At 62.5% G+C, this 18,819-nt stretch carries 18 protein-coding genes; 8 read left to right on the top strand and 10 right to left on the bottom strand.

Annotated elements, in window-relative coordinates; translation table 11 throughout:
* Positions 1–8 precede the first annotated feature (8 nt).
* Genes KSS96_RS17210 through KSS96_RS17230 form a run of 5 tightly spaced genes read right to left on the bottom strand, consistent with a single transcriptional unit; the run spans position 9 to position 4,654 of the window.
* Positions 9–1,040, bottom strand: a complete 1,032-nt coding sequence (locus KSS96_RS17210) for an ABC transporter ATP-binding protein (protein ID WP_217855131.1) — start codon at positions 1,038–1,040, stop codon at positions 9–11.
* Positions 1,037–1,831, bottom strand: a complete 795-nt coding sequence (locus tag KSS96_RS17215) for an ABC transporter permease (protein ID WP_217855133.1) — start codon at positions 1,829–1,831, stop codon at positions 1,037–1,039. Before KSS96_RS17215 ends, KSS96_RS17210 begins: the two co-directional genes overlap by 4 nt.
* Positions 1,828–2,646 carry an ABC transporter permease gene (locus KSS96_RS17220; protein WP_065878707.1) on the bottom strand — a complete coding sequence of 273 codons (819 nt, stop codon included), beginning with the start codon at positions 2,644–2,646 and terminating at the stop codon, positions 1,828–1,830. Before KSS96_RS17220 ends, KSS96_RS17215 begins: the two co-directional genes overlap by 4 nt.
* Complete coding sequence (locus KSS96_RS17225) at positions 2,647–3,651, bottom strand: ABC transporter substrate-binding protein (protein ID WP_017527273.1); 1,005 nt, start codon at positions 3,649–3,651, stop codon at positions 2,647–2,649.
* On the bottom strand, positions 3,635–4,654 hold the full coding sequence (locus KSS96_RS17230) for a LacI family DNA-binding transcriptional regulator (protein WP_017527272.1): 1,020 nt from the start codon (positions 4,652–4,654) through the stop codon (positions 3,635–3,637). The genes KSS96_RS17225 and KSS96_RS17230 overlap by 17 nt, the downstream gene beginning before the upstream one ends.
* A gap of 293 nt (positions 4,655–4,947) precedes the next feature.
* Here KSS96_RS17230 and KSS96_RS17235 point away from each other — a divergent pair, with 293 nt between their 5' ends.
* The 3 genes from KSS96_RS17235 to KSS96_RS17245 all read left to right on the top strand — a co-directional run bounded on the left by KSS96_RS17235 (position 4,948) and on the right by KSS96_RS17245 (position 8,067).
* Positions 4,948–6,045: a carboxynorspermidine decarboxylase gene (locus KSS96_RS17235; RefSeq protein ID WP_017527271.1), complete on the top strand. Its 1,098-nt coding sequence runs from the start codon at positions 4,948–4,950 to the stop codon at positions 6,043–6,045.
* Between the two features lie 29 nt (positions 6,046–6,074).
* Positions 6,075–7,319 (top strand): saccharopine dehydrogenase family protein, encoded by a 1,245-nt coding sequence (locus KSS96_RS17240; protein WP_017527270.1) that lies wholly within the window; start codon positions 6,075–6,077, stop codon positions 7,317–7,319.
* A gap of 508 nt (positions 7,320–7,827) precedes the next feature.
* Positions 7,828–8,067 (top strand): DUF6124 family protein, encoded by a 240-nt coding sequence (locus KSS96_RS17245; protein WP_017527269.1) that lies wholly within the window; start codon positions 7,828–7,830, stop codon positions 8,065–8,067.
* 48 nt (positions 8,068–8,115) lie between these two features.
* Here KSS96_RS17245 and glsB read toward each other — a convergent pair whose 3' ends face one another.
* Both glsB and KSS96_RS17255 read right to left on the bottom strand, forming a co-directional pair.
* The gene (gene glsB, locus KSS96_RS17250; RefSeq protein WP_017527268.1) at positions 8,116–9,024 is read right to left on the bottom strand and encodes a glutaminase B; all 909 of its coding nucleotides are present in this window, start codon (positions 9,022–9,024) and stop codon (positions 8,116–8,118) included.
* A gap of 138 nt (positions 9,025–9,162) precedes the next feature.
* Positions 9,163–9,573, bottom strand: coding sequence for a hypothetical protein (locus KSS96_RS17255; protein ID WP_065878705.1), 411 nt, complete (start codon positions 9,571–9,573; stop codon positions 9,163–9,165).
* Between the two features lie 111 nt (positions 9,574–9,684).
* Between KSS96_RS17255 and KSS96_RS17260 the strand changes: the two genes are divergently transcribed.
* Together KSS96_RS17260 and KSS96_RS17265 are read left to right on the top strand one after the other, a co-directional pair.
* The gene (locus KSS96_RS17260) at positions 9,685–10,533 is read left to right on the top strand and encodes an AraC family transcriptional regulator (protein WP_217855135.1); all 849 of its coding nucleotides are present in this window, start codon (positions 9,685–9,687) and stop codon (positions 10,531–10,533) included.
* A 110-nt stretch (positions 10,534–10,643) separates the two neighbouring features.
* Positions 10,644–11,588 (top strand): aliphatic sulfonate ABC transporter substrate-binding protein, encoded by a 945-nt coding sequence (locus KSS96_RS17265; RefSeq protein ID WP_065878824.1) that lies wholly within the window; start codon positions 10,644–10,646, stop codon positions 11,586–11,588.
* Between the two features lie 62 nt (positions 11,589–11,650).
* On the opposite strand, the gene KSS96_RS17270 is transcribed toward KSS96_RS17265, so the two are convergent.
* Genes KSS96_RS17270 through KSS96_RS17280 form a run of 3 tightly spaced genes read right to left on the bottom strand, consistent with a single transcriptional unit; the run spans position 11,651 to position 14,889 of the window.
* Positions 11,651–13,126, bottom strand: a complete 1,476-nt coding sequence (locus KSS96_RS17270; RefSeq protein WP_017527265.1) for an FGGY family carbohydrate kinase — start codon at positions 13,124–13,126, stop codon at positions 11,651–11,653.
* A gap of 4 nt (positions 13,127–13,130) precedes the next feature.
* The gene (locus KSS96_RS17275; protein WP_017527264.1) at positions 13,131–14,063 is read right to left on the bottom strand and encodes a transketolase family protein; all 933 of its coding nucleotides are present in this window, start codon (positions 14,061–14,063) and stop codon (positions 13,131–13,133) included.
* Entirely contained in the window at positions 14,053–14,889 is an 837-nt protein-coding gene (locus tag KSS96_RS17280) for a transketolase (RefSeq protein WP_017527263.1), read from the bottom strand. The genes KSS96_RS17275 and KSS96_RS17280 overlap by 11 nt, the downstream gene beginning before the upstream one ends.
* 361 nt (positions 14,890–15,250) lie before the next feature.
* On the opposite strand from KSS96_RS17280, the gene KSS96_RS17285 reads away from it, so the two are divergent.
* The 3 genes from KSS96_RS17285 to KSS96_RS17295 are packed head-to-tail and all read left to right on the top strand — an operon-like array spanning position 15,251 to position 18,765.
* Positions 15,251–16,258 carry an ABC transporter permease gene (locus KSS96_RS17285; RefSeq protein WP_017527262.1) on the top strand — a complete coding sequence of 336 codons (1,008 nt, stop codon included), beginning with the start codon at positions 15,251–15,253 and terminating at the stop codon, positions 16,256–16,258.
* Positions 16,259–16,308: 50 nt separating this feature from the next.
* On the top strand, positions 16,309–17,241 hold the full coding sequence (locus tag KSS96_RS17290) for a sugar ABC transporter substrate-binding protein (protein ID WP_065878697.1): 933 nt from the start codon (positions 16,309–16,311) through the stop codon (positions 17,239–17,241).
* Between the two features lie 15 nt (positions 17,242–17,256).
* Positions 17,257–18,765, top strand: a complete 1,509-nt coding sequence (locus tag KSS96_RS17295; protein ID WP_017527260.1) for a sugar ABC transporter ATP-binding protein — start codon at positions 17,257–17,259, stop codon at positions 18,763–18,765.
* Positions 18,766–18,819: the final 54 nt, after the last annotated feature.

Here is an 18,819-nt window from a genome sequence, read left to right on the forward strand (position 1 = left end):
GCAAATTCTCACGCATTGAGGGTGAACAATGTATGCGGCGCAATTGCCAGGGCCATCGGCACGCCGACGCTGTACAGGTGGTTGTCGCTGCTGTCGACCAGCAGCGGTTGTGGGCCGCCGACGTCGACCAGCAAACGGCTGTGCGCGCCCTGGAAAAACTGCGCGAGCAGATGCCCCTGCAGATGCCCTTCGTGTTCCATCACCCGCAGGTGTTCGGGGCGGCAGTACACGGTACTGGGCACATGAGCCTTGTGCCACGGCAACTCGCCGCCGCAGACTTTCAAACCGTGAACGGAGGGTTCGATGACTTCAAAGGCGTTCAGGTTGCCGACGAAACCGGCGACGAAGGCATTCGCCGGTTGCTGGTAGATCTCCCGTGGGCTGGCCAGTTGCGCGATGCGGCCGTGCTCCATCACCAGGATGCGATCACCGAGGGCCATGGCTTCGCCCTGGTCATGGGTGACAAATACCGACGTGATGCCGAGGCCGCGCAGCAGTTCATTCAGCTCACTGCGCAGGCGCTCACGCAGTTGCGCATCGAGGGCGGCCAGCGGTTCATCCAACAACAGCACTTTGGGGCGCGGCGCCAGGGCGCGGGCGAGTGCCACGCGTTGGCGCTGGCCGCCGGACAACTCGTGGATGCTGCGCGCGCCGTGGTCCTGCAGCCCCACCAGTTCCAGCAACTCGTCGCAGCGCTTGTTGCGCTCCAGCGGCGACATACCGCGAACCTTCAAGCCATAAACGATATTCCCCGCCACATCCAGGTTGGGAAACAACGCGTAGTTCTGGAACACCATGCCCACGTCGCGACGCTCGATGGGCAGGCGCGTCACATCCCGGTCACCGAACAGCACCTGGCCAACGTCCGGGCGCTCCAGACCGGCGATCAGGCGCAAGGTGGTGGTTTTGCCACAGCCGGACGGGCCGAGAATCGCCAGGGTTTCGCCGCCTTCGACGGTCAAATTCATGGCATGCACGGCCACGGTGCCGTCGGCGAATGCCTTGCGACAGCCCTGCAGGCGAATAGTGATAGCGGTCATCGACGCTCTCCACGGGATAAACGGGCACTGATGGCCTGCAATGCAATCAGCAGCGGCACGATCATCAGCAAAAAGATCAGGGTGTAGGCACTGGCGATTTCCAGGCGTGCCGAGGCATAGCTGTCGGCCAGGCCGACCGGCAGGGTTTTGGTCATCGGTGTGTGCAACATCCAGGTCAGGTTGAATTCACCCAGGGACAGGGTGACCACCATCAGCACCCCCGCCAGAATCCCCGCCCGGCAGTTGGGCACCACCACGCTGAAAAAGCGCTTGATAGGGCCGGCGCCAAGGCTGGCCGCCGCCTCTTCCAGCACCGGCAGTTGCTGGCGCTGCATCACCGCCATTACCGGGCGTACCAAAAATGGCAGGGTGAACAGCACATGACCGACCAGGATGAACAGCCAACTGCTGCGAAACGCGCCGAACTGGCCGTAGGTGAGCAGCAAGGCCAGCGCACTGGCCAGGCCCGGCATCGCCACCGGCAGCACCATCAGTTTCTCGAAGGCGCGGCTGAAGCGGTTGTTCATGCGCACCAGGGCGTAAGCCGCCGGTACGCCGACCACACACACGCACACTGCGCAGGCCACGGCCAGTTGCAGCGACAGCCACACGGTTGGCGAATAGGCCTGCCATACCTGCACCAGCCAATCGAACGTGAGGCCACTGGACAGGCCGACAAAGAAGTTGCGTGTGAGCCCCGCCAGTAACGACATCAACACCGGCACCAACATGAAAGCGCACACCAGCAAGGTAAACAGCAGTTGCACAACAAACAGTGATGAGCGCTTCACAGGACCGTCCCCGCGTTTTTCACCAGGCGCCGCGTGAGCAGCAACACCGCCCAGGTCACCGCGCCCAGTACCACCGACAACGCAGCGGCGACGGCAAAGTTGGCGTAATTGGTGAATACGTTGTAGATCGCCACGGGAGTGACGTTCAGCCGCGTGCCCAAGGTAAAGGCCGTGCCGAAGGCGCCCATCGACGTGGCAAAACAGATCGCCCCGCACGACGCCAGCGCCGGCGCCAGGCCGGGTACGATCACGTCGCACACCACGCGCCAGTGCCCGGCGCCCAGCGAATGCGCGGCTTCTTCCAGGCTGCGGTCAAGGCTTTCGCAGGCGGCCATTACCGTGAGAATCACCCGTGGGATCGAGAAGTACAGATAACCCACGAACAACCCGGCCAACGAGTAGGCGAAGATCCACCGCTCACCGGCCAGGTGCAGGCCCAGAGACGCCAGCAGGCCCTGGCGCCCCGCCAACAGAATCACCAGAAAGCCCACCACCACGCCGGGAAACGCCAGCGGAAACGTGAGCAACGCCACCAGCGCCGAGCGCCCGAAAAACCGCTGCCGCGCGAGGAACACCCCACTGATACCGCCCACCAGCAAGGCCGCGCCCGTGACGACCATCGCCAGCACGCAGGTTTGCACCAGGCTGCCCACGTACTGTGCGCTGCTGAGCACTTGCCAATAGCCGCTGCCATTGCTGTCACGGCTTTCGCTGCCCAGCACGATCAAGTGCGCAAGCGGCAACAGCCAGAACGCCAACAGCACCGCAAACGCCGGGGCCAGGGCCCAGGCGGCGTGTCGTGCGGATGTGGCCACTTACTTGACCTCGTTCAGGTAACGGGCGGCGAAGGCTTCCTGCACGGCGGCCATTTTCTGGTAGTCCACCACGCCGGCGCGGGCGTAGTCGCTGTCCGGCAGGAATTGCGCGGCGACTTCGGCTGGTATCGGCACCGGGCGTACCGGTCGCAGGTACGCCTTGGCCCACAATGCCTGGCCGGCGTCGGACAGCACAAAGTCCAGTACCTTCTCGCCATTGGCGCGGTGCGGCGCGTTGGCAACCAGGCTCATGACATACGGCACGCTGATGCTGCCTTCCCTGGGGATCACGAAGTCGACGTGAGCGTTGTCTTTGTAGCGTGCGCGGTAGGCGTTGAAGTCGTAGTCCACCAGGATCGGCAACTCACCGGACAGCACCCGCGCATAGGCGGTTTGCTTGGGCACGATGGGGGCGTTTTGCGCCAGTTTCTGGAAGTAGTCGATGGCCGGGGTGAAGTTGTCCAGGTCGCCGCCCAGGGCGCGGTTGATCGCCACCGCCGACACGTAGCCGACGAACGCGCTGGACGGGTCGAGGTAACCGACCATGCCTTTGTATTCGGGCTTGAGCAGGTCAGCCCAGCTTTGCGGTACGGGCAGGCCGCCCAGGGCATCGACGTTGACCATGATGCCCAAGGTGCCGGAGTGGATCGCAAACCACTGCCCCGCCGGGTCTTTCAAACCGGAGGGGATCTGCTCCCAGCCTTTGGGTGTGTAGCCATCGACCACGCCGGCTTTTTGCGCCTGCAGGCCGAAGGTCACGCCGTAGTACACCACGTCGGCCACCGGCGCGGCTTTTTCCGCCACCAGTTGCGCCAGGGACTGGCCGGAGTTCTTGTTGTCCAGCGGCACTTGCACGCCAGTATCGGCGGCAATGGCCTTGAGTTGGGTGCCCCAGTCGGCCCAGTCCGGCGGGCAGTTGTAGCAAATCGCGGTGTCGGCGGCCTGGGCCAGGCTGGCCATGCCACACAGCAGCACGGCGGCCAGGGTTTTACGGAATGCGCGCATCAAGGGACTCCTCATGGGGTTGGCTGCTTTCGCCCGGCCGGATATGGCAAGGCAGACAATGGGAAATCGGGGCGTTGCCGGCGATCTGCGCCAGCAATTGGTCAATCACTGTGCTGGCGAGCAGCGCGATGGGCTGCACCACGCTGCACAGGGTCGGGTGCGTCTGGGTGCCGAGGGATATGCCGTCAAAGCCCATCACCGACAGTTGCTGGGGCACGTGCCAGGCGTTGCGACGCAACTCGGCGATCAGGCTGATGGCCAGGAAATCGTTGGAGCACAGCAGCGCGGTGGGCGCCTCGGGGCCTTCGAGGTACGGCTGGATGGCGACGAATTCAGCCTGAGTGTGGGCCGGCATTTCGATCACCGGGCGGCTCTTGAGGCCGAACGCTTGCATGGCGTCGCAATACCCGGCGTAACGCAGGCGCGCACGGTCGGACTGCAACGCGGGGCCGGCGACCATGCTGACGCGCCGGTGCCCTGCTTCCAGCAGATACCGCGTGGCCATGGCCATGCCGGCGCGGTTGTCCACCGACACGGCGCTGTAGTTGGGGTTGCTCGGTTGGTGATAGGCCAGCACGAACGGGGTTTTCTCGGTATTGAGGCTGCTGAGCACGCTGTTGCTCTCGGCATCGGTGACGGTCAGCACCAGGCCGTCGACGCGCTGGCGTAGCAGTTCTTCGACCACGCTGCACTCGCGCTCGGCGCTGTAGTCGGTGGTCGCCAACACCAGGCTGTAGCCGCGCAACCGCGCCGCGCGCTCCATGGCCTGGAACTGTTCGGCGAACACTGGGTTGAGCAGGTTTGGGACGACCACGCCGATCAGGTTGGTGGTTTGCAGGCGCAGCTGGCGGCCCAGCAGGTTGGGACGAAAACCCAGCTCACGGGCGGCGGCAAACACCTGTTCACGGGTGCTCATGCGCACCTGCTCAGGGGAGGCAAAGGTACGCGCGGCGGTGGCGCGGGATACCCCAGCCAGGCGTGCAACGTCTTTCAGGTCAGTCATTGTCACTCGCTTGAGATCGATCTCATTGGCCAGGACAGTAACGGGGCAATATGGCAGGACGGTGGTAGAGAGATGACGGTTTGATGTCAATGTAACTGATGCACAGAGAATCAATTGTGGGAGGGGGCTTGCTCCCTCCCACACTGGACCGGTGTACATCCATGGATAGTCATACTCGAGGACTATGCTGGGAGACCGGGTGCGCAAAATCCGCCGGCTAACCTTTCGATCCTGACCAAGTGCGGGCACAATGCGTGTCCTTTTTTGGCAGGCACCGCCGCAGGCTCTCAAAAATGATCAAAACGCCGTACTACCTCATCGATAAACAGAAGCTTCTGGTCAACATGCAGAAGATTGCTTACGTGCGCGAACAGTCCGGCGCCAAGGCTCTGCTGGCGCTCAAGTGCTTTGCCACCTGGTCGGTGTTCGACTTGATGCAGCAATACATGGACGGCACCACGTCGTCGTCGCTGTATGAGCTCAAGCTCGGTCGCCAGAAATTCGAAGGCGAGGCCCACGCCTACAGCGTGGCCTGGGCCGACGATGAAATCGAAGAGATGCTGGAGAACTGCGACAAGATCATCTTCAACTCGATCAGCCAGTTGCAGCGTTTCGCCGAACGCAGCGAAGGCAAGACCCGTGGCCTGCGTGTGAACCCGCAGGTGAGCAGTTCCGATTACCTGCTGGCCGACCCGGCGCGCCCATTCAGCCGCCTGGGCGAATGGGACCCGGTGAAGATCGAAGGCGTGATCGAACAGATCTCCGGCTTCATGTTCCATAACAACTGCGAGAACGGCGATTTCAGCCTGTTCGACAAGATGCTCGGCACCATCGAGGAACGCTTCGGTGAACTGCTGCACAAGGTCAAGTGGGTCAGCCTCGGCGGCGGCATCCACTTCACCGGCGAAGGCTACGCGCTGGACGCGTTCTGCGCGCGCTTGAAGGCGTTCTCCGAAAAGTACGGCGTGCAGGTCTACCTGGAACCCGGCGAAGCGGCGATCACCAACAGCGCCTCGCTGGAAGTCACCGTGCTCGACACGCTCTACAACGGCAAAAACCTCGCCGTGGTCGACAGCTCCATCGAGGCCCACCTGTTGGACCTGCTGATCTACCGCCTCAACGCCAAGCTGGCACCCAGCGCGGGTGAACACACCGTCATGGTGTGCGGCAAATCGTGCCTGGCCGGGGACATCTTCGGCGAATATCAATTTGATCGTCCGCTGGCCATCGGCGATCGGCTGTCGTTCATCGACACCGCGGGCTATACCATGGTCAAGAAAAACTGGTTCAACGGCCTGAAAATGCCGTCCATCGTAGTGAAACAACTCGACGGTACAGTCGAAGTGGTTCGTGAATTTGGTTACGACGACTACCTGTCCAGCCTTTCGTAAGCTGGCGGATATTAGGAGAGTAAAAGCAATTGAAAAAGAACGTTCTTATCATTGGTGCAGGAGGTGTCGCCAAGGTGGTGGCCCACAAGTGCGCGCAGCACAACGACGAACTCGGTCGTATTGCTATCGCGTCGCGCAACATCTCCAAATGCCAGGCCATCATCGACAGCGTCAAGGCCAAGGGTAGCCTCAAGGTGCCCGCCGATATCCAAGCCTTCGCGCTGAACGCCCTGGACGTGGAAGCGACCAAGGCTCTGATCCGCGAGACCGAATCGCAGATCGTCATCAACGTAGGTTCCGCGTTCCTGAACATGTCGGTCCTGCGTGCCTGCATCGACACCGGCGTTGCGTACCTCGACACCGCCATCCACGAAGAGCCAGGCAAGGTCTGCGAGACCCCGCCGTGGTACGGCAACTACGAATGGAACCACCTGGAAGAATGCAAACAGAAGAACATCACCGCCATCCTCGGCGTGGGCTTCGACCCGGGTGTCGTCAACGCGTATGCCGCGCTGGCGCAGCAACAGCATTTCGACCGCATTGATTCGATCGACATTCTCGACGTCAATGCCGGCTCCCATGGCAAATACTTCGCCACCAATTTCGATCCGGAAATCAACTTCCGCGAATTCACCGGGCAGGTGTGGAGCTGGCAGAACAGCCAGTGGACCAGCAACACCATGTTCGAAGTCAAACGCACCGACGACCTGCCGGTCGTCGGTCCGCAGAACCTCTACCTCACCGGCCATGACGAAGTGCACTCGCTGTCGAAAAACCTCGACGTGCCGAACGTGCGCTTCTGGATGAGCTTCGGCGAACACTACATCAACGTGTTCACCGTACTGAAAAACCTCGGCCTGCTCTCCGAAAAGCCGGTCAAGACCGCCGAAGGCCTGGAAGTGGTGCCGCTGAAAGTGGTCAAGGCCGTGCTGCCCGACCCGTCGTCGCTCGCCCCTGGCTACACCGGCAAAACCTGCATCGGCGACCTGGTCAAAGGCACCAAGGATGGCCAGCCACGTGAGTTGTTTATCTACAACGTGGCCTGCCATGAAGAAGCCTTTGCCGAGACCGACAGCCAGGGCATCTCCTACACCGCCGGCGTTCCACCGGTGGCCGCAGCGCTGCTGGTTGCCCGTGGCGAGTGGGATGTGAAACACATGGCCAACGTCGAGGAACTGCCGGCTGAGCCGTTCCTGAAGGCGCTGGACGTGATGGGCTTGCCGACTCGCATCAAGGACGAGAAAGGTGATCGGGCCTGGGATGCGATTGCCTGATAGGCGATAGCTGACCGAACAAAAGAATGCGCCCGAAGGGGCGCATTTTTTGTTTGGGCTCACATAAATCCCAAAGAACAATGAAAATCCAAATGTGGGAGGGGGCTTGCTCCCGATAGCAGTGTGTCAGTCAATACATTTGTCACTGATCCACAGCTATCGGGAGCAAGCCCCCTCCCACAGGGATAGCACTTCGCCCCGAACTCTCAGAGTTTTCCCACGACTGTTTCAGGTTGCCGCCCGGAACTTCGCTGACTAACCTCTTCCCCCGTCGCTGCCAATTCAGCGACCGGATTTGACCGTCCGGCCTTGTTAACGAACTGCTACGCCCTGCACCTATCCCAGGCGTTTTTTTTGTGCCTGAGGTATCGTGTCGCGGCAGTTGTGCGCGGGATACCTTCGGGTATGCCGGGTTCGTTGACAACCGGTCGGTCAACCCGCGTACAGCTGCCACCCTCTTCGTTTGACCGCGAACGCTGGCGGCTCCACTTGTCGACGGAGTTCCACCATGATTAAAGACACCCCAAATCCCCCAGATAAACTCTTCACCGTACGCCCTAACTTGGGCACCGAAACCCTGCTGGTCAACGCATCCCAGGATCTATCCTCCATCACCGACATCGCCACCCACCTGGCCTTTGAAATCGAGGGTGCACAACGCAATGTGGCGCTGGGCATCTGCCGTATGCTGGAAGGTGTGCAACTGCTGGTGGACAAAGCACTGGATGACGCCCATCCAGCCGCATGACACCCGATGATCGTTCCCACCCTCTGCGTGGGAGCGATCTCAACCCACTCAAAACACCGACCACCCAATCCGCTCGCTCAACAATTCCAACGCCCTGATCCCCGCCAGCGAGTTCCCCGCCGCGTTCAGCTCCGGCGACCACACGCACACGGTGAATTGCCCCGGCACCACCGCGACAATCCCGCCGCCCACGCCGCTCTTGCCCGGCAACCCTACGCGATAGGCAAAATTGCCCGCCTCGTCGTACAGCCCGCTGGTGGCCATGATCGAGTTGACTTGCTTGGTCTGGCGCGCGGTCAAGATCTGTTCTCCGCTGTGGGCGCTGGTGCCTTCGTTGGCGAGGAAGCTGAACGCCTTGGCCAGGTCCAGGCAGCTCATCTGCAGCGCGCAGTAGTTGAAGTAGCTGTGCAGCACCGCGTCGACGTCGTTGTGGAAGTTACCGAAGGACTTCATCAAATACGCCATGGCCGCGTTGCGCGCGCCATGTTGGGCTTCGGAGTCGGCGACCACGCTATTGACCAGGATCTGCGGGTTGCCGGACAGGCGCCTTACAAAGTCGCGCATCGACAGAATCGGCACGGCGAAGCGCGATTGATTGATGTCGCAGATCACCAGCGCACCGGCGTTGATGAACGGGTTGCGCGGGCGGCCGCGTTCGAATTCCAGCTGCACCAGGGAGTTGAACGGTTGCCCCGACGGTTCATGCCCCAGGCGCTCCCAAATGGTTTCGCCGCCATGGTCGATGGCCTGCACCAGGCTGAACACCTTGGAAATGCTCTGCACCGAGAACAGCGTATCGGCATCACCGGCGCGGAAGGCCGAGCCGTCGTTGCCGTACACGGCGATGCCGAGTTGGTTGGCGGGCACGTCGGCCAGTGCGGGAATGTAGTCGGCGACTTTACCGAGGCCGATCAGTGGGCGCACTTCGTCGAGGATCGACTCCAGCAGCGCCTGCATGTCTTGTCCTGTCATCTGTCTTTGAGTCAGTGGAAAGCGGGGCGCGCAGGATACTTCAATGGGCGTGCAAGCCCCACACAATCTAAGCTGCATTCTCGGATCGTTTGCCAGCAGGGCCGCCGATGGTGGTGTGCGCCTTCAAAAATGCGCCACATCCGACACCCGCTCATCCAGCACATCCCGCGCCAGCGCCCACGCCTGGTCTTTGGACTCCACCACCAGCAACGGATACCCCCAGGCCTTGCCGACCATCACCGCAAACGGTTTGAGCGCCAGGCGCTTGGCCGCGCTGGGTTCCACCTGGATCATGCCCTTGACGAACGTGCGCAGCGCCTCGCGGTGTTTCTTCATCCAGATCGAGGCTTGCTTGCGCTGCTCATGGGAATGTTCGTGATTGCTTTCGTCCACGGCTTTTTCATGCAGCAGCAGGAAGGATTGCCGCCGTGCCAGCAGGGTTTCAAAGAGTCGGAAGGCATCCTCCGGCCCGTCTTGGCTCGGCGCATCGAAGACGATTTTCACCACCGGGAACGTTGTACTGTCTAGTCGCATGGCACAGCTCCTTAATGAGAGTAGATCTCAATATTAAGGCCGCAACCACTGGACGGCATTGCACAGAATAGCCAGACTGTTTCGCAATCCGGCCAGCCTGCGAGCCCCACCATGAAGCACCGCCGTCTCGACCTGCTCGACCCGCTGATGGCCAAGGACGCCGACCTGCTCCCCCGAGCCGTGGTGGCCGTGGGCGCCACCAGCACGTCGGACTCCTGGGAACATGCCCAGCACACCCACCGCAAGGGCCAGTTGATGTATACCCTGCGTGGGGTCATCCACTGTGAAATCGAAGCGGGAATCTGGATCGTGCCGCCCCAGTGCGCACTGTGGATTCCCGGCGGCACGCCCCATTCGGCGCGCGGCTCAGGCGAAGCGCACGTGTATTGCCTGCTGATCGAGCCCAGCGCCGCCCAGGCCCTCGCTCCGCGCTGCTGCACCCTGGCGGTATCGAGCCTGCTGCATGAATTGATCAGCAAGGCCGTGAGCTTCCCGCAGTTGTATGACGAGGCCGGCCCCCAAGGTCGCCTGATCAATACGTTGCTGGATGAACTGGCCGCCGCGCCGGTCGAAGCCCTGCACCTGCCCATGCCCCAGGACGCACGCTTGCGCCGCCTGGCAAACAGCCTGCTGGCCGATCCCACCGACAAAGCCACCATGGGCCAGTGGGCCGTGCGCATCGGCATGAGCGAACGCAGCATGACACGCCTGTTGCTGGAGGAGCTGGGCCTGAGTGTCGGCCGTTGGCGCCGGCAGCTGCATGTGATCCTGTCCCTGCAACGGCTGGCCAAGGGTGAGAGTGTGCAGCGGGTGGCGCTGGACCTGGGTTATGAAAATGCCAGCGGCTTCATCACCATGTTCCGCAAGGCGGTGGGCCAGCCGCCGGCGCGCTACCTGGCGGAACGTGCGGGGGTGCTCAGCGCGAGCGTCCAGACCATTGCGCTGAAAGACGCCCACTGACTTCATCGAAATGCGCAAAAAAGCGACCTAAGCTCAGGCCTAAAGATTATTTATCTAAAGGTTTTTAGAACCTTATGCTTGGCCAAATTTCGTTGAACATCGAGCGTGCCATGTCCATACCTCGTCCCCTCGCTGCTGTCTTCGGGTTGCTGGCCTTGTCTGTCGCCGTGAGCGCGCAGGCCCAGGAAACCCTGCGCATCGGCTATCAAAAATCCTCCACCCTCATCACTCTGCTGAAAACCCAGGGCACCCTGGAAAAAGCCCTCAAGGCCGACAACATTGACGTGAGTTGGCACGAATTCCCCAGTGGCCTGCCGTTGCTCGAAGCGCTGAACGTGGGCAACGTGGACATCAGCGCCGACGTGGCCGACACCGTGCCGATTTTCGCCCAGGCCGCCCAGGCCAAGCTCACCTACTTTGCCCAGGAAGCGCCCTCGCCTTCGGCCCAGGCCATCGTGGTGCGCAAAGACTCGCCGATCGAGCAATTGGCGGATTTGAAAGGCAAGAAAATCGCAGTGACCAAGGCGGCCGGCACCCACTACCTGCTCATCGCCGCGCTGAATAAAGCCGGGCTGGCCTTCGCGGATATCGAACCGGCGTACCTGTCTCCCGCCGACGGCCGCGCTGCCTTCGAAAACAACAAGGTCGACGCCTGGGTCACCTGGGAGCCCTTCCTCACCAGCGTTCAGCGGCAACTGCCCACGCGCACCCTGGCCGATGGCGCGGGGCTGGCGAGTTACAAGCGCTATTACCTCACGGGCACGCCTTACGCCACGGCGCATCCGCAGGTATTGAAGGTGGTGTATGCGCAGCTGGAGCAGGCCGGGCAATGGGTTAAAACCCATCCCCAGGAGGCGGCGAAAGTGCTGGGGCCGTTGTGGGGCAACCTGGATGTGGCCACGGTGGAAGCGGCGAACACGCACCGCAGTTATCAGGTGCAGCCGGTGACGGTGGACCAGTTGGGGGAACAGCAGAAGATTGCCGATGCGTTCTTCAGGGCGGGGTTGTTGCCCAGAGCCGTGGATGCCAAGGATGTGCAGACGTGGAAGCCTTGAGACCGAACGCGGTTAGAAAATGTGGGAGGGAGCCCCCTCCCACAGTTGACCTCCACCGGTCTTTAGAGAAGCGTGCGGGCCAGGGCCTTTTTCCATTCTAAATAACGCCCTGCCATCGCCGGGTCATCCTGCGGCTCAAAGCGCTCGCGCTGGCGTTCCAACTGCCTCAGCGCTTGATCATCAGCCCACAGCCCCAACGCCCGCCCGGCCAGATGCGCCGCGCCCAGCGCCGAGACTTCCGGTGACAGGCTACGCACCACCGGGCGTTGCAGCAGGTTGGCCAAAAACTGCATCAGCCAGCTATTTCGCGTGGCGCCGCCGTCTACCCACAGTTCTTTCAACGGGCTGCCGATGTCCTGCTGCATCGCGTCGAACACGTCGCGAATCTGATAGCCGATGGACTCCAGCGACGCGCGCAGGATATGCGCGCCGGACGTGGCCTCGGTCAGCCCGCACATCAACCCTCGCGCATCGGCTTGCCAATGCGGCGCGCCCAGCCCGGACAGTGCCGGCACAAAGTACACACCGCCGTTATCCGGCAGTTGCGCGGCTTGCTCGGTCAAGGCGTCCAGGGAACCGCCGGCCACCAGGCGCGCGGCCCATTGCACGGCGGCGCCGGTGTGGACGATATTGCCCTCCATACCGAACGTGGGTTTCACGCCGTCATGCCAGGCCAGGGTGGTCGACAGCCCATGGGTGGAGGCAATCGCGCCGCTCATGGGGGTCATCAAGGAGGAGCCGGTACCCAGGGTGGCCTTGACCAACCCCGGCGCAAAACCGCCCTGCCCGTACAGCGCGGCGTGGGAGTCGCCAACCATCGACATGATCGGGATCCCGGCGGGCAAGCCGCCCAGCGCGACGGTTTCGGCGAAGAACCCCGCGCTGGGCTGGATCGGCGCCAGCGCTGCCAGGGGAATCGCAAACAGGTCCAACAGCACCGGGTCCCAGGCGCAGGTGTGCAGGTTGAACAGCTGCGTGCGCGCCGCGTTGGAATAGTCAGTGGCAAACACCTGGCCGCCGCTGAGTTGCCAGAGCAGCCAGCTGTCGACGGTGCCCAGGCAAATCTCACCGGCAGCGGCGCGGGCGTGGCCGTTGTCCAGGTGGTCGAGGATCCAGCGAAATTTACCGGCCGAGAACATGGGGTCCAGGGCCAACCCGGTGCGTTCCAGGATGAGGGCTTCGTGCCCTTGCTGATGCAACTGGGCGCACAACACGGTGGAGCGTCGGCATTGCCAACTGATGCATGGCGACAGCGGCTCGCCGGTACGGCTGTCCCAAGCCACCACCGATTCGCGCTGGTTGCTGATCGCCAGCGCGGTGATCGGGCGATCCACCTGGGCCAGGCAGTCTTCCATCGCGGCCAGGGTGCTGTGCCAGATAAACAGCGGGTCCTGTTCGGAAAAACCGGCCTGGGGGTGGCTGACGCTCAATGGCCGCGAACCGCGGGCGATCACCTGCCCCTGTTCGTTGACCAGCACCGCCTTGGCATTGCTGGTGCCTTCGTCTATCGCCAGGATCAGCGGAGTGTGGTTATTCATGGGGTCACCGCAACCGAGTGGCAGCCGCCACAATCCCAGCCGCGTCGATGTTATGCAAGGCGCGCGTCGGTTCGCGCGCACCGGCGGCGGCGTATTCGCCATCGCCGATGCCCAGGCGCACCAACGCAATGCCCAGCCCGGCTTCGGCCAACACTTCGGCGACCAGGCTGCCGACGCCGCCGTTGATGTTGTGTTCTTCCACGCTGATCACGGCGCGGGTGCCACTCAATGCGCTGAGCAACACATCGCGCTGCAACGGCCGGATCGACGACAGGTTGATCACCTGCGCCTGGATGCCCTGCTCGGCCAGCAAATTTGCGGCGTCCACCGCTTCATGCACCACCGAACCGAGCGCCACGATGCTCACGTCGGCCCCCTGGCGCAGGATATCCACCTGGCCGGGCGTGAATTTATAGTTCGCGTCGTGCAGGTCGGGCAACGCTTTGCCGTCGAGGCGGATATACACCGGCCCGTGGTAGCGCAACGCGTAATCGACGATCTGCCGACACTCTGCGGCATCGGCCGGGGCGAAGATGTGCACATTGCCAAAGCCCCGCATCACCGAAATATCGTCGAGGCTGTGGTGGGTGCTGGCCAGCGGGCCGTAGCTGGCCCCGGCGTTGAGGCCGAACATCTTCACGTTGGCCTGGTTGTAGCAGACGTCGACCTTGATCTGCTCATTGGCGCGCGAGATCAGAAACGGCGCGGCGTTGCAGGTGGCAGCAATCTTGCCACCCAGGGCCAGCCCCGCCGCGACGCTGACCAGCGACTGCTCGGCGATGCCAACGTTGATCAAGCGCTCGGGAAAACGCTGGGCAAACGGGCCGATCTTGGCCGTCGATGTGGAGTCGCTGACCACCGGCACCAGGTCCAACCCGGCGTCGACCGCGTCAATAAAGGCCTGCACCATGACGCTCGCCAAATGTTCACTCGCCATGGTTCAACTCCTCCAGTGCTGCATTGATTTCATCACCCTTGGGCACGCGATGGTGCCATTCGGGGCGGGCTTCGATAAACGACACGCCCTTGCCTTTGACTGTGTGGGCGATCAGCACCTGAGGCGCGCCGGTGCGGGTTTGCATGCGCTCCAGGGTTTCGATCAACTGGCCCACATCGTTGCCGTCGCATTCGCTGACCGTAAAGCCAAAGGCGGCCCATTTCACATCCAGCGGGTCGAGCGGCATGATGTCGGCGGTCAATCCGGCCAACTGCAGCTTGTTTTTGTCGACGATCACAAACAGGTTATCCAGGCCGTACTTGGCCGCCGCCATCGCAGCCTCCCAGTTGGAGCCTTCGGCCAGCTCGCCGTCGCCGGTCAGCACGTAGATACGTTTTTTACTGCCGGACATCTTCGCCGCCAAGGCCAGCCCTACCGCTACCGGCAAGCCGTGGCCGAGGGCACCGGTATTGAGCTCGATGCCGGGGGTTTTCTGGCGCACCGGGTGGCCGGGCAAGTGCGAATTGAAGTGCTGATACGTCGACAACCACGCCTCGGGGATGTAGCCCGCCTGCGCCAGGCAGCAGTACAAACCACCCACACCGTGGCCTTTGCTTTGGATATACATATCGCGCTCGGGGTCTTCGGTGCGTTCCGGGCCGGTATCGAGGATGCGGAAATACAGCGTGGCAAGGATGTCGGTTTCCGACAGGTCGGCCCCGGTGTGACCACCTGCCGGGGAATCGGCGTTCAGACGGATCACATGGCGGCGGATCAGGCGGGCCTGTTCCTTGATCTGGTGGGCGTTGTACTGGAAGGCATTCATGCAGCGGCTCCTGTGGGGCTGACCACGTGAGTTGGAAGTGCCGAAAGCTGTGTTTGAATATTTATTCAGCAATGACAATATATTTCTATTTAGACGCTGATCCTCTACGCGGTCAAGGGAGCGATCGCTGTAAAAATGAAAAAACTGAAGAAATATCACTCGGACAAACGGGCAAAATCCCACACGGGCCGGTCTACCCCGTGGCTTTGCGTGCCGTTAAACCGGCGTTTTAGAGGCATACCCGAAAAATTAAGCGCTTGACTTTGCCACGGTGTCACTGGAATCTGAATTAACAGTCAGGCGCGCATAAATATTCAAGCAGCCTGAAAGCACTCCAAAAACAACAACTCAGGAGAACACTGTGGACGCCAAAGCGATTGTCCAGCACCCGGACGAACTCAAGCCGCCACCCCGCCCCCGCCTGGTGAAACTGCTGCCCAGCAATATCGGCGGCCCACTGATAGGGCTTGTGCTGCTGGTGCTGGTTTTCTCCTTCAGCTCCGAATTCTTTTTCTCTTTGCGCAATGGCCTGAACATTCTTGATCAGGTCACGGTGCTGGGCATCCTGGCGATCGGCATGACGGCGGTGATCGTGATCGGCGGCATCGATCTGTCGGTCGGCTCGGTACTGGCCTTCTCGATGATGATGCTCGGCTGGCTGTATCAGGACCAGGCGGTGCCGCTGGGCTTTGCGATTGCGATCTCGATTGCCACCGGCATGCTCGCCGGTCTGGTGTCCGGCGGGTTGATCACCTACGCCAAGTTACCGCCGTTCATTGCCACGCTGACCATGATGTCGGTGGCCCGCGGCCTGGCGAACATCCTCACCGAAGGCCGGCAGATCGTCGGTTACCCGGAGTGGTTCACCAGCCTGGCCACGGTGCGGCATTTCGGCTTTTTATCCGCCACTGTCGGGCTGTTCCTGGTGATGTTGCTGGTGGCCTGGGTGTTCCTGCGCTTTCGCGCCGGTGGCCGCAACCTCTACGCCATGGGCGGCAGCCCGGAAGTGGCGCGCCTGTCGGGCATCAAGGTGCGTGCGATTACCCTGTGGGTGTACGCCATCAGCGGCGCTCTCGCCGGCATCGCCGCGGTCACCCTGGCCGCGCGCCTCGACTCCTCGCAACCGAGCGCCGGCCTGAGCCTGGAACTGGACGCCATCGCCGCCGTAGTGATCGGCGGCGCCAGCCTCAGCGGTGGCGTGGGCAGCATCGGCGGCACCCTGGTGGGCGTGCTGATCATTGGCGTGTTGCGCAATGGCCTCAACCTGCTGGGCGTTTCGCCCTTTATTCAACAAGTGGTGATCGGCGTGGTCATCGCCCTCGCCGTCACCATCGACACCCTGCGACGCCGCTCCAGCACTGCCCGTTAAACCTGTTCGACAGTTGACACCCTCCAACAATAAAACCAGGAGTCACCGACATGTTCAGCCCCAAAAAATTGCTGTTGGCCACCGCCTTGGCAGCCGCCACCCTCACCGCCGCAGGCACCACCTGGGCCAAGGACCTGACCATCGGCCTGGCCGTGGCCAACCTGCAGGCCGACTTCTTCAACCAGATCAAGCAATCGGTGGAAGCCGAGGGCAAGGCCAAGGGAATCAAGGTGATCACCGTGGACGCCCAGGGCAACTCCTCCACCCAGGTCAGCCAGATTGAAGACCTGATCACCCGCCAGATCGACGTGCTGATCTACATCCCGGCCGGCGCCACCGCCGCCGGTGTACCGGTCAAGGCCGCAAAAGCCGCCGGCATCCCGGTGATCGCCGTAGACCGCAACGCCCCCGACGCACCGGGCGATACCTTTATCGCCAGCGACAGCGTGGCCGGCGCCAAGACCCTGGCCGAGTACGTGGGCAAGGTTACCGAAGGCAAGGGCCGCATCGCGATCCTGCAAGGCCAGATCGGCACCACCCCCGAGAACGATCGTGCCAAGGGTTTTGCCGAGGGCCTCAAAGCCTTCCCCGGCCTCAATGTCGTGGCCCAGCAACCCGCCGAATGGGCGCAGGATAAAGGCTTCGCCGTGGCCCAGGACCTGCTCCAGCGTGACCCCAACATCACCGTATTCTTCGGCCGCGCCGACGCCATGGCGCTGGGCGCCGCGCAAGCGGTGAAGGTCGGTAATCTCGATCACAAGGTGGTAATCGTCGGCTTCGACGGCGACGTCGCCGGGCTCAAGGCCGTGGAAAGCGGCGTGCTCAATGCGACCATGACCCAGCAGACCCAGAAAATGGGGCGCCTGGCGGTGGCGTCGGCGATTGATCTGAAAGCCGGCAAAACCCTGCCCAAAGAGCAACTGCTGCCCACCGTGCTGACCACCAAAGAAAACGTCGCGCCGTTCCTGCAACAGCACCCGTAACCCTGGGAGGTCGTCATGCACGCAGCAGCTCTGGACACAGCCGCCGACGCGGTGCTGTGCCTGCACAACATCAGCAAGGCCTATGGCCCGGTGCAGGTGTTGTCGCAAGTGAATGTGGATATTCGCCCCGGTGAAGTCCTGGCCTTGCTCGGCGAGAATGGCGCGGGCAAATCGACCTTGTCCTCGATCATTGCCGGGCTGGTGCAGCCGGAGGCCGGGGGCAGCATGACCTGGCTTGGCGCGCCCTACGCGCCCGCCTCGCCGGGTGCGGCGTTGGGCGCCGGTATCGGCCTGATCCACCAGGAGATCCGCCTGCTGCCGCAATTGTCGATCGCCGAGAACATCTTCGTCGGTCGCCTGCCCATGCGTCACGGGCGGGTGGACCGTGCCTACATCGAGGCCCAGGCGCAGATCCAGCTGGAGCGCCTGGGCCTCAAGGTACCGGCGTCGCGCAAGGTCGAAGGGCTGAGCGTGGCGGCCCAGCAACTGGTGGAAATCGCCAAGGCGCTGACCCTCAAGGCACGCCTGTTGATCCTGGATGAACCCACCGCCGCGTTGGGCGGCGAGGAAACCGAGCTGCTGTTCCAGCAAGTGGAGCGGCTCAAGGCCGAGGGCGTGTCATTTATCTATATCAGCCATCGCCTGGAAGAAATCGCGCGCATTGCCGACCGTGTATTGGTGCTGCGCGACGGCCGTCAGATCGCCTTGCATGCCACTGCGCAAGTGCCGGTGCGGGAACTGGTGGAGCAGATGGTCGGGCGCAGCCTGGAGCGGATTTTCCCCGCCCTGCAACCCCCGCAGGACAAGGTGATGTTGCAGGTCAAGGATGTGAGTTGCCGCGAGTTTGCCCTGCACGGCATCGACTTCAGTGTGCGTGCTGGCGAGGTGTTCGGCATTGCCGGCGTGGTCGGCGCCGGGCGGACCGAACTGGTGCGCACCCTGGCCGGTGCGGCCCAGGACATCCAGGGGCATCTGTTGCTGGATGGCGAAGTGCGCCAGTTGCGTTCGCCGTTCGAGGCGATCCAGGCCGGTGTGGTGTTGGTGCCCGAAGACCGCAAGCAGCAAGGCGTGGTGGTGGAGCATCGCATCGAAGACAACCTGATCTACGGCAACACCGACCTGCTGGATAAGCGCGGCTGGGTGTTCCCTGCCCCGCTGCGTGAATTCGCGCGCACGGCGGTGGCTCGTCTGGGTGTGAAAGGTGCGCCGCAGTCGCGTATTTCCAGTTTGTCCGGGGGTAACCAGCAAAAGGTGATCATTGCCAAGTGGCTGGCGCGTAATCCCAAGGTGTTCATCCTCGACGAGCCGACACGCGGCATCGACGTGGGCGCGCGGGCGGCGATTTATGAAGTCATCGCCGACCTCGCGGCCAAGGGCATGGCGGTGATTGTGGTGAGTTCGGACCTGGATGAGGTGCTCGGGCTGTCCCATCGGGTAATGGTGATGAGCCGGGGGCGGCAGATGGGGATTCTGGAACGGGGCGAGGCGACACCGGTTTCCGTAATGGAAATGGCCACTGCCTGACCAAAGATCACCGCTATCCGATGTGGGAGGGGGCTTGCTCCCGATGGCGGTGGA

The organism is Pseudomonas asgharzadehiana, assembly GCF_019139815.1.
In the GTDB taxonomy this organism is placed as follows: Bacteria; Pseudomonadota; Gammaproteobacteria; order Pseudomonadales; family Pseudomonadaceae; genus Aquipseudomonas; species Aquipseudomonas asgharzadehiana.

Coding starts and splice junctions, on each gene's coding strand:
- KSS96_RS17210 (WP_217855131.1), bottom strand. CDS start 1,040: ATGACCGCTATCACTATTCGCCTGCAGGGCTGTCGCAAGGCATTCGCC.
- KSS96_RS17225 (WP_017527273.1), bottom strand. CDS start 3,651: ATGCGCGCATTCCGTAAAACCCTGGCCGCCGTGCTGCTGTGTGGCATG.
- KSS96_RS17230 (WP_017527272.1), bottom strand. CDS start 4,654: ATGACTGACCTGAAAGACGTTGCACGCCTGGCTGGGGTATCCCGCGCC.
- KSS96_RS17235 (WP_017527271.1), top strand. CDS start 4,948: ATGATCAAAACGCCGTACTACCTCATCGATAAACAGAAGCTTCTGGTC.
- KSS96_RS17245 (WP_017527269.1), top strand. CDS start 7,828: ATGATTAAAGACACCCCAAATCCCCCAGATAAACTCTTCACCGTACGC.
- glsB (WP_017527268.1), bottom strand. CDS start 9,024: ATGCAGGCGCTGCTGGAGTCGATCCTCGACGAAGTGCGCCCACTGATC.
- KSS96_RS17255 (WP_065878705.1), bottom strand. CDS start 9,573: ATGCGACTAGACAGTACAACGTTCCCGGTGGTGAAAATCGTCTTCGAT.
- KSS96_RS17260 (WP_217855135.1), top strand. CDS start 9,685: ATGAAGCACCGCCGTCTCGACCTGCTCGACCCGCTGATGGCCAAGGAC.
- KSS96_RS17265 (WP_065878824.1), top strand. CDS start 10,644: ATGTCCATACCTCGTCCCCTCGCTGCTGTCTTCGGGTTGCTGGCCTTG.
- KSS96_RS17270 (WP_017527265.1), bottom strand. CDS start 13,126: ATGAATAACCACACTCCGCTGATCCTGGCGATAGACGAAGGCACCAGC.
- KSS96_RS17275 (WP_017527264.1), bottom strand. CDS start 14,063: ATGGCGAGTGAACATTTGGCGAGCGTCATGGTGCAGGCCTTTATTGAC.
- KSS96_RS17280 (WP_017527263.1), bottom strand. CDS start 14,889: ATGAATGCCTTCCAGTACAACGCCCACCAGATCAAGGAACAGGCCCGC.
- KSS96_RS17290 (WP_065878697.1), top strand. CDS start 16,309: ATGTTCAGCCCCAAAAAATTGCTGTTGGCCACCGCCTTGGCAGCCGCC.
- KSS96_RS17295 (WP_017527260.1), top strand. CDS start 17,257: ATGCACGCAGCAGCTCTGGACACAGCCGCCGACGCGGTGCTGTGCCTG.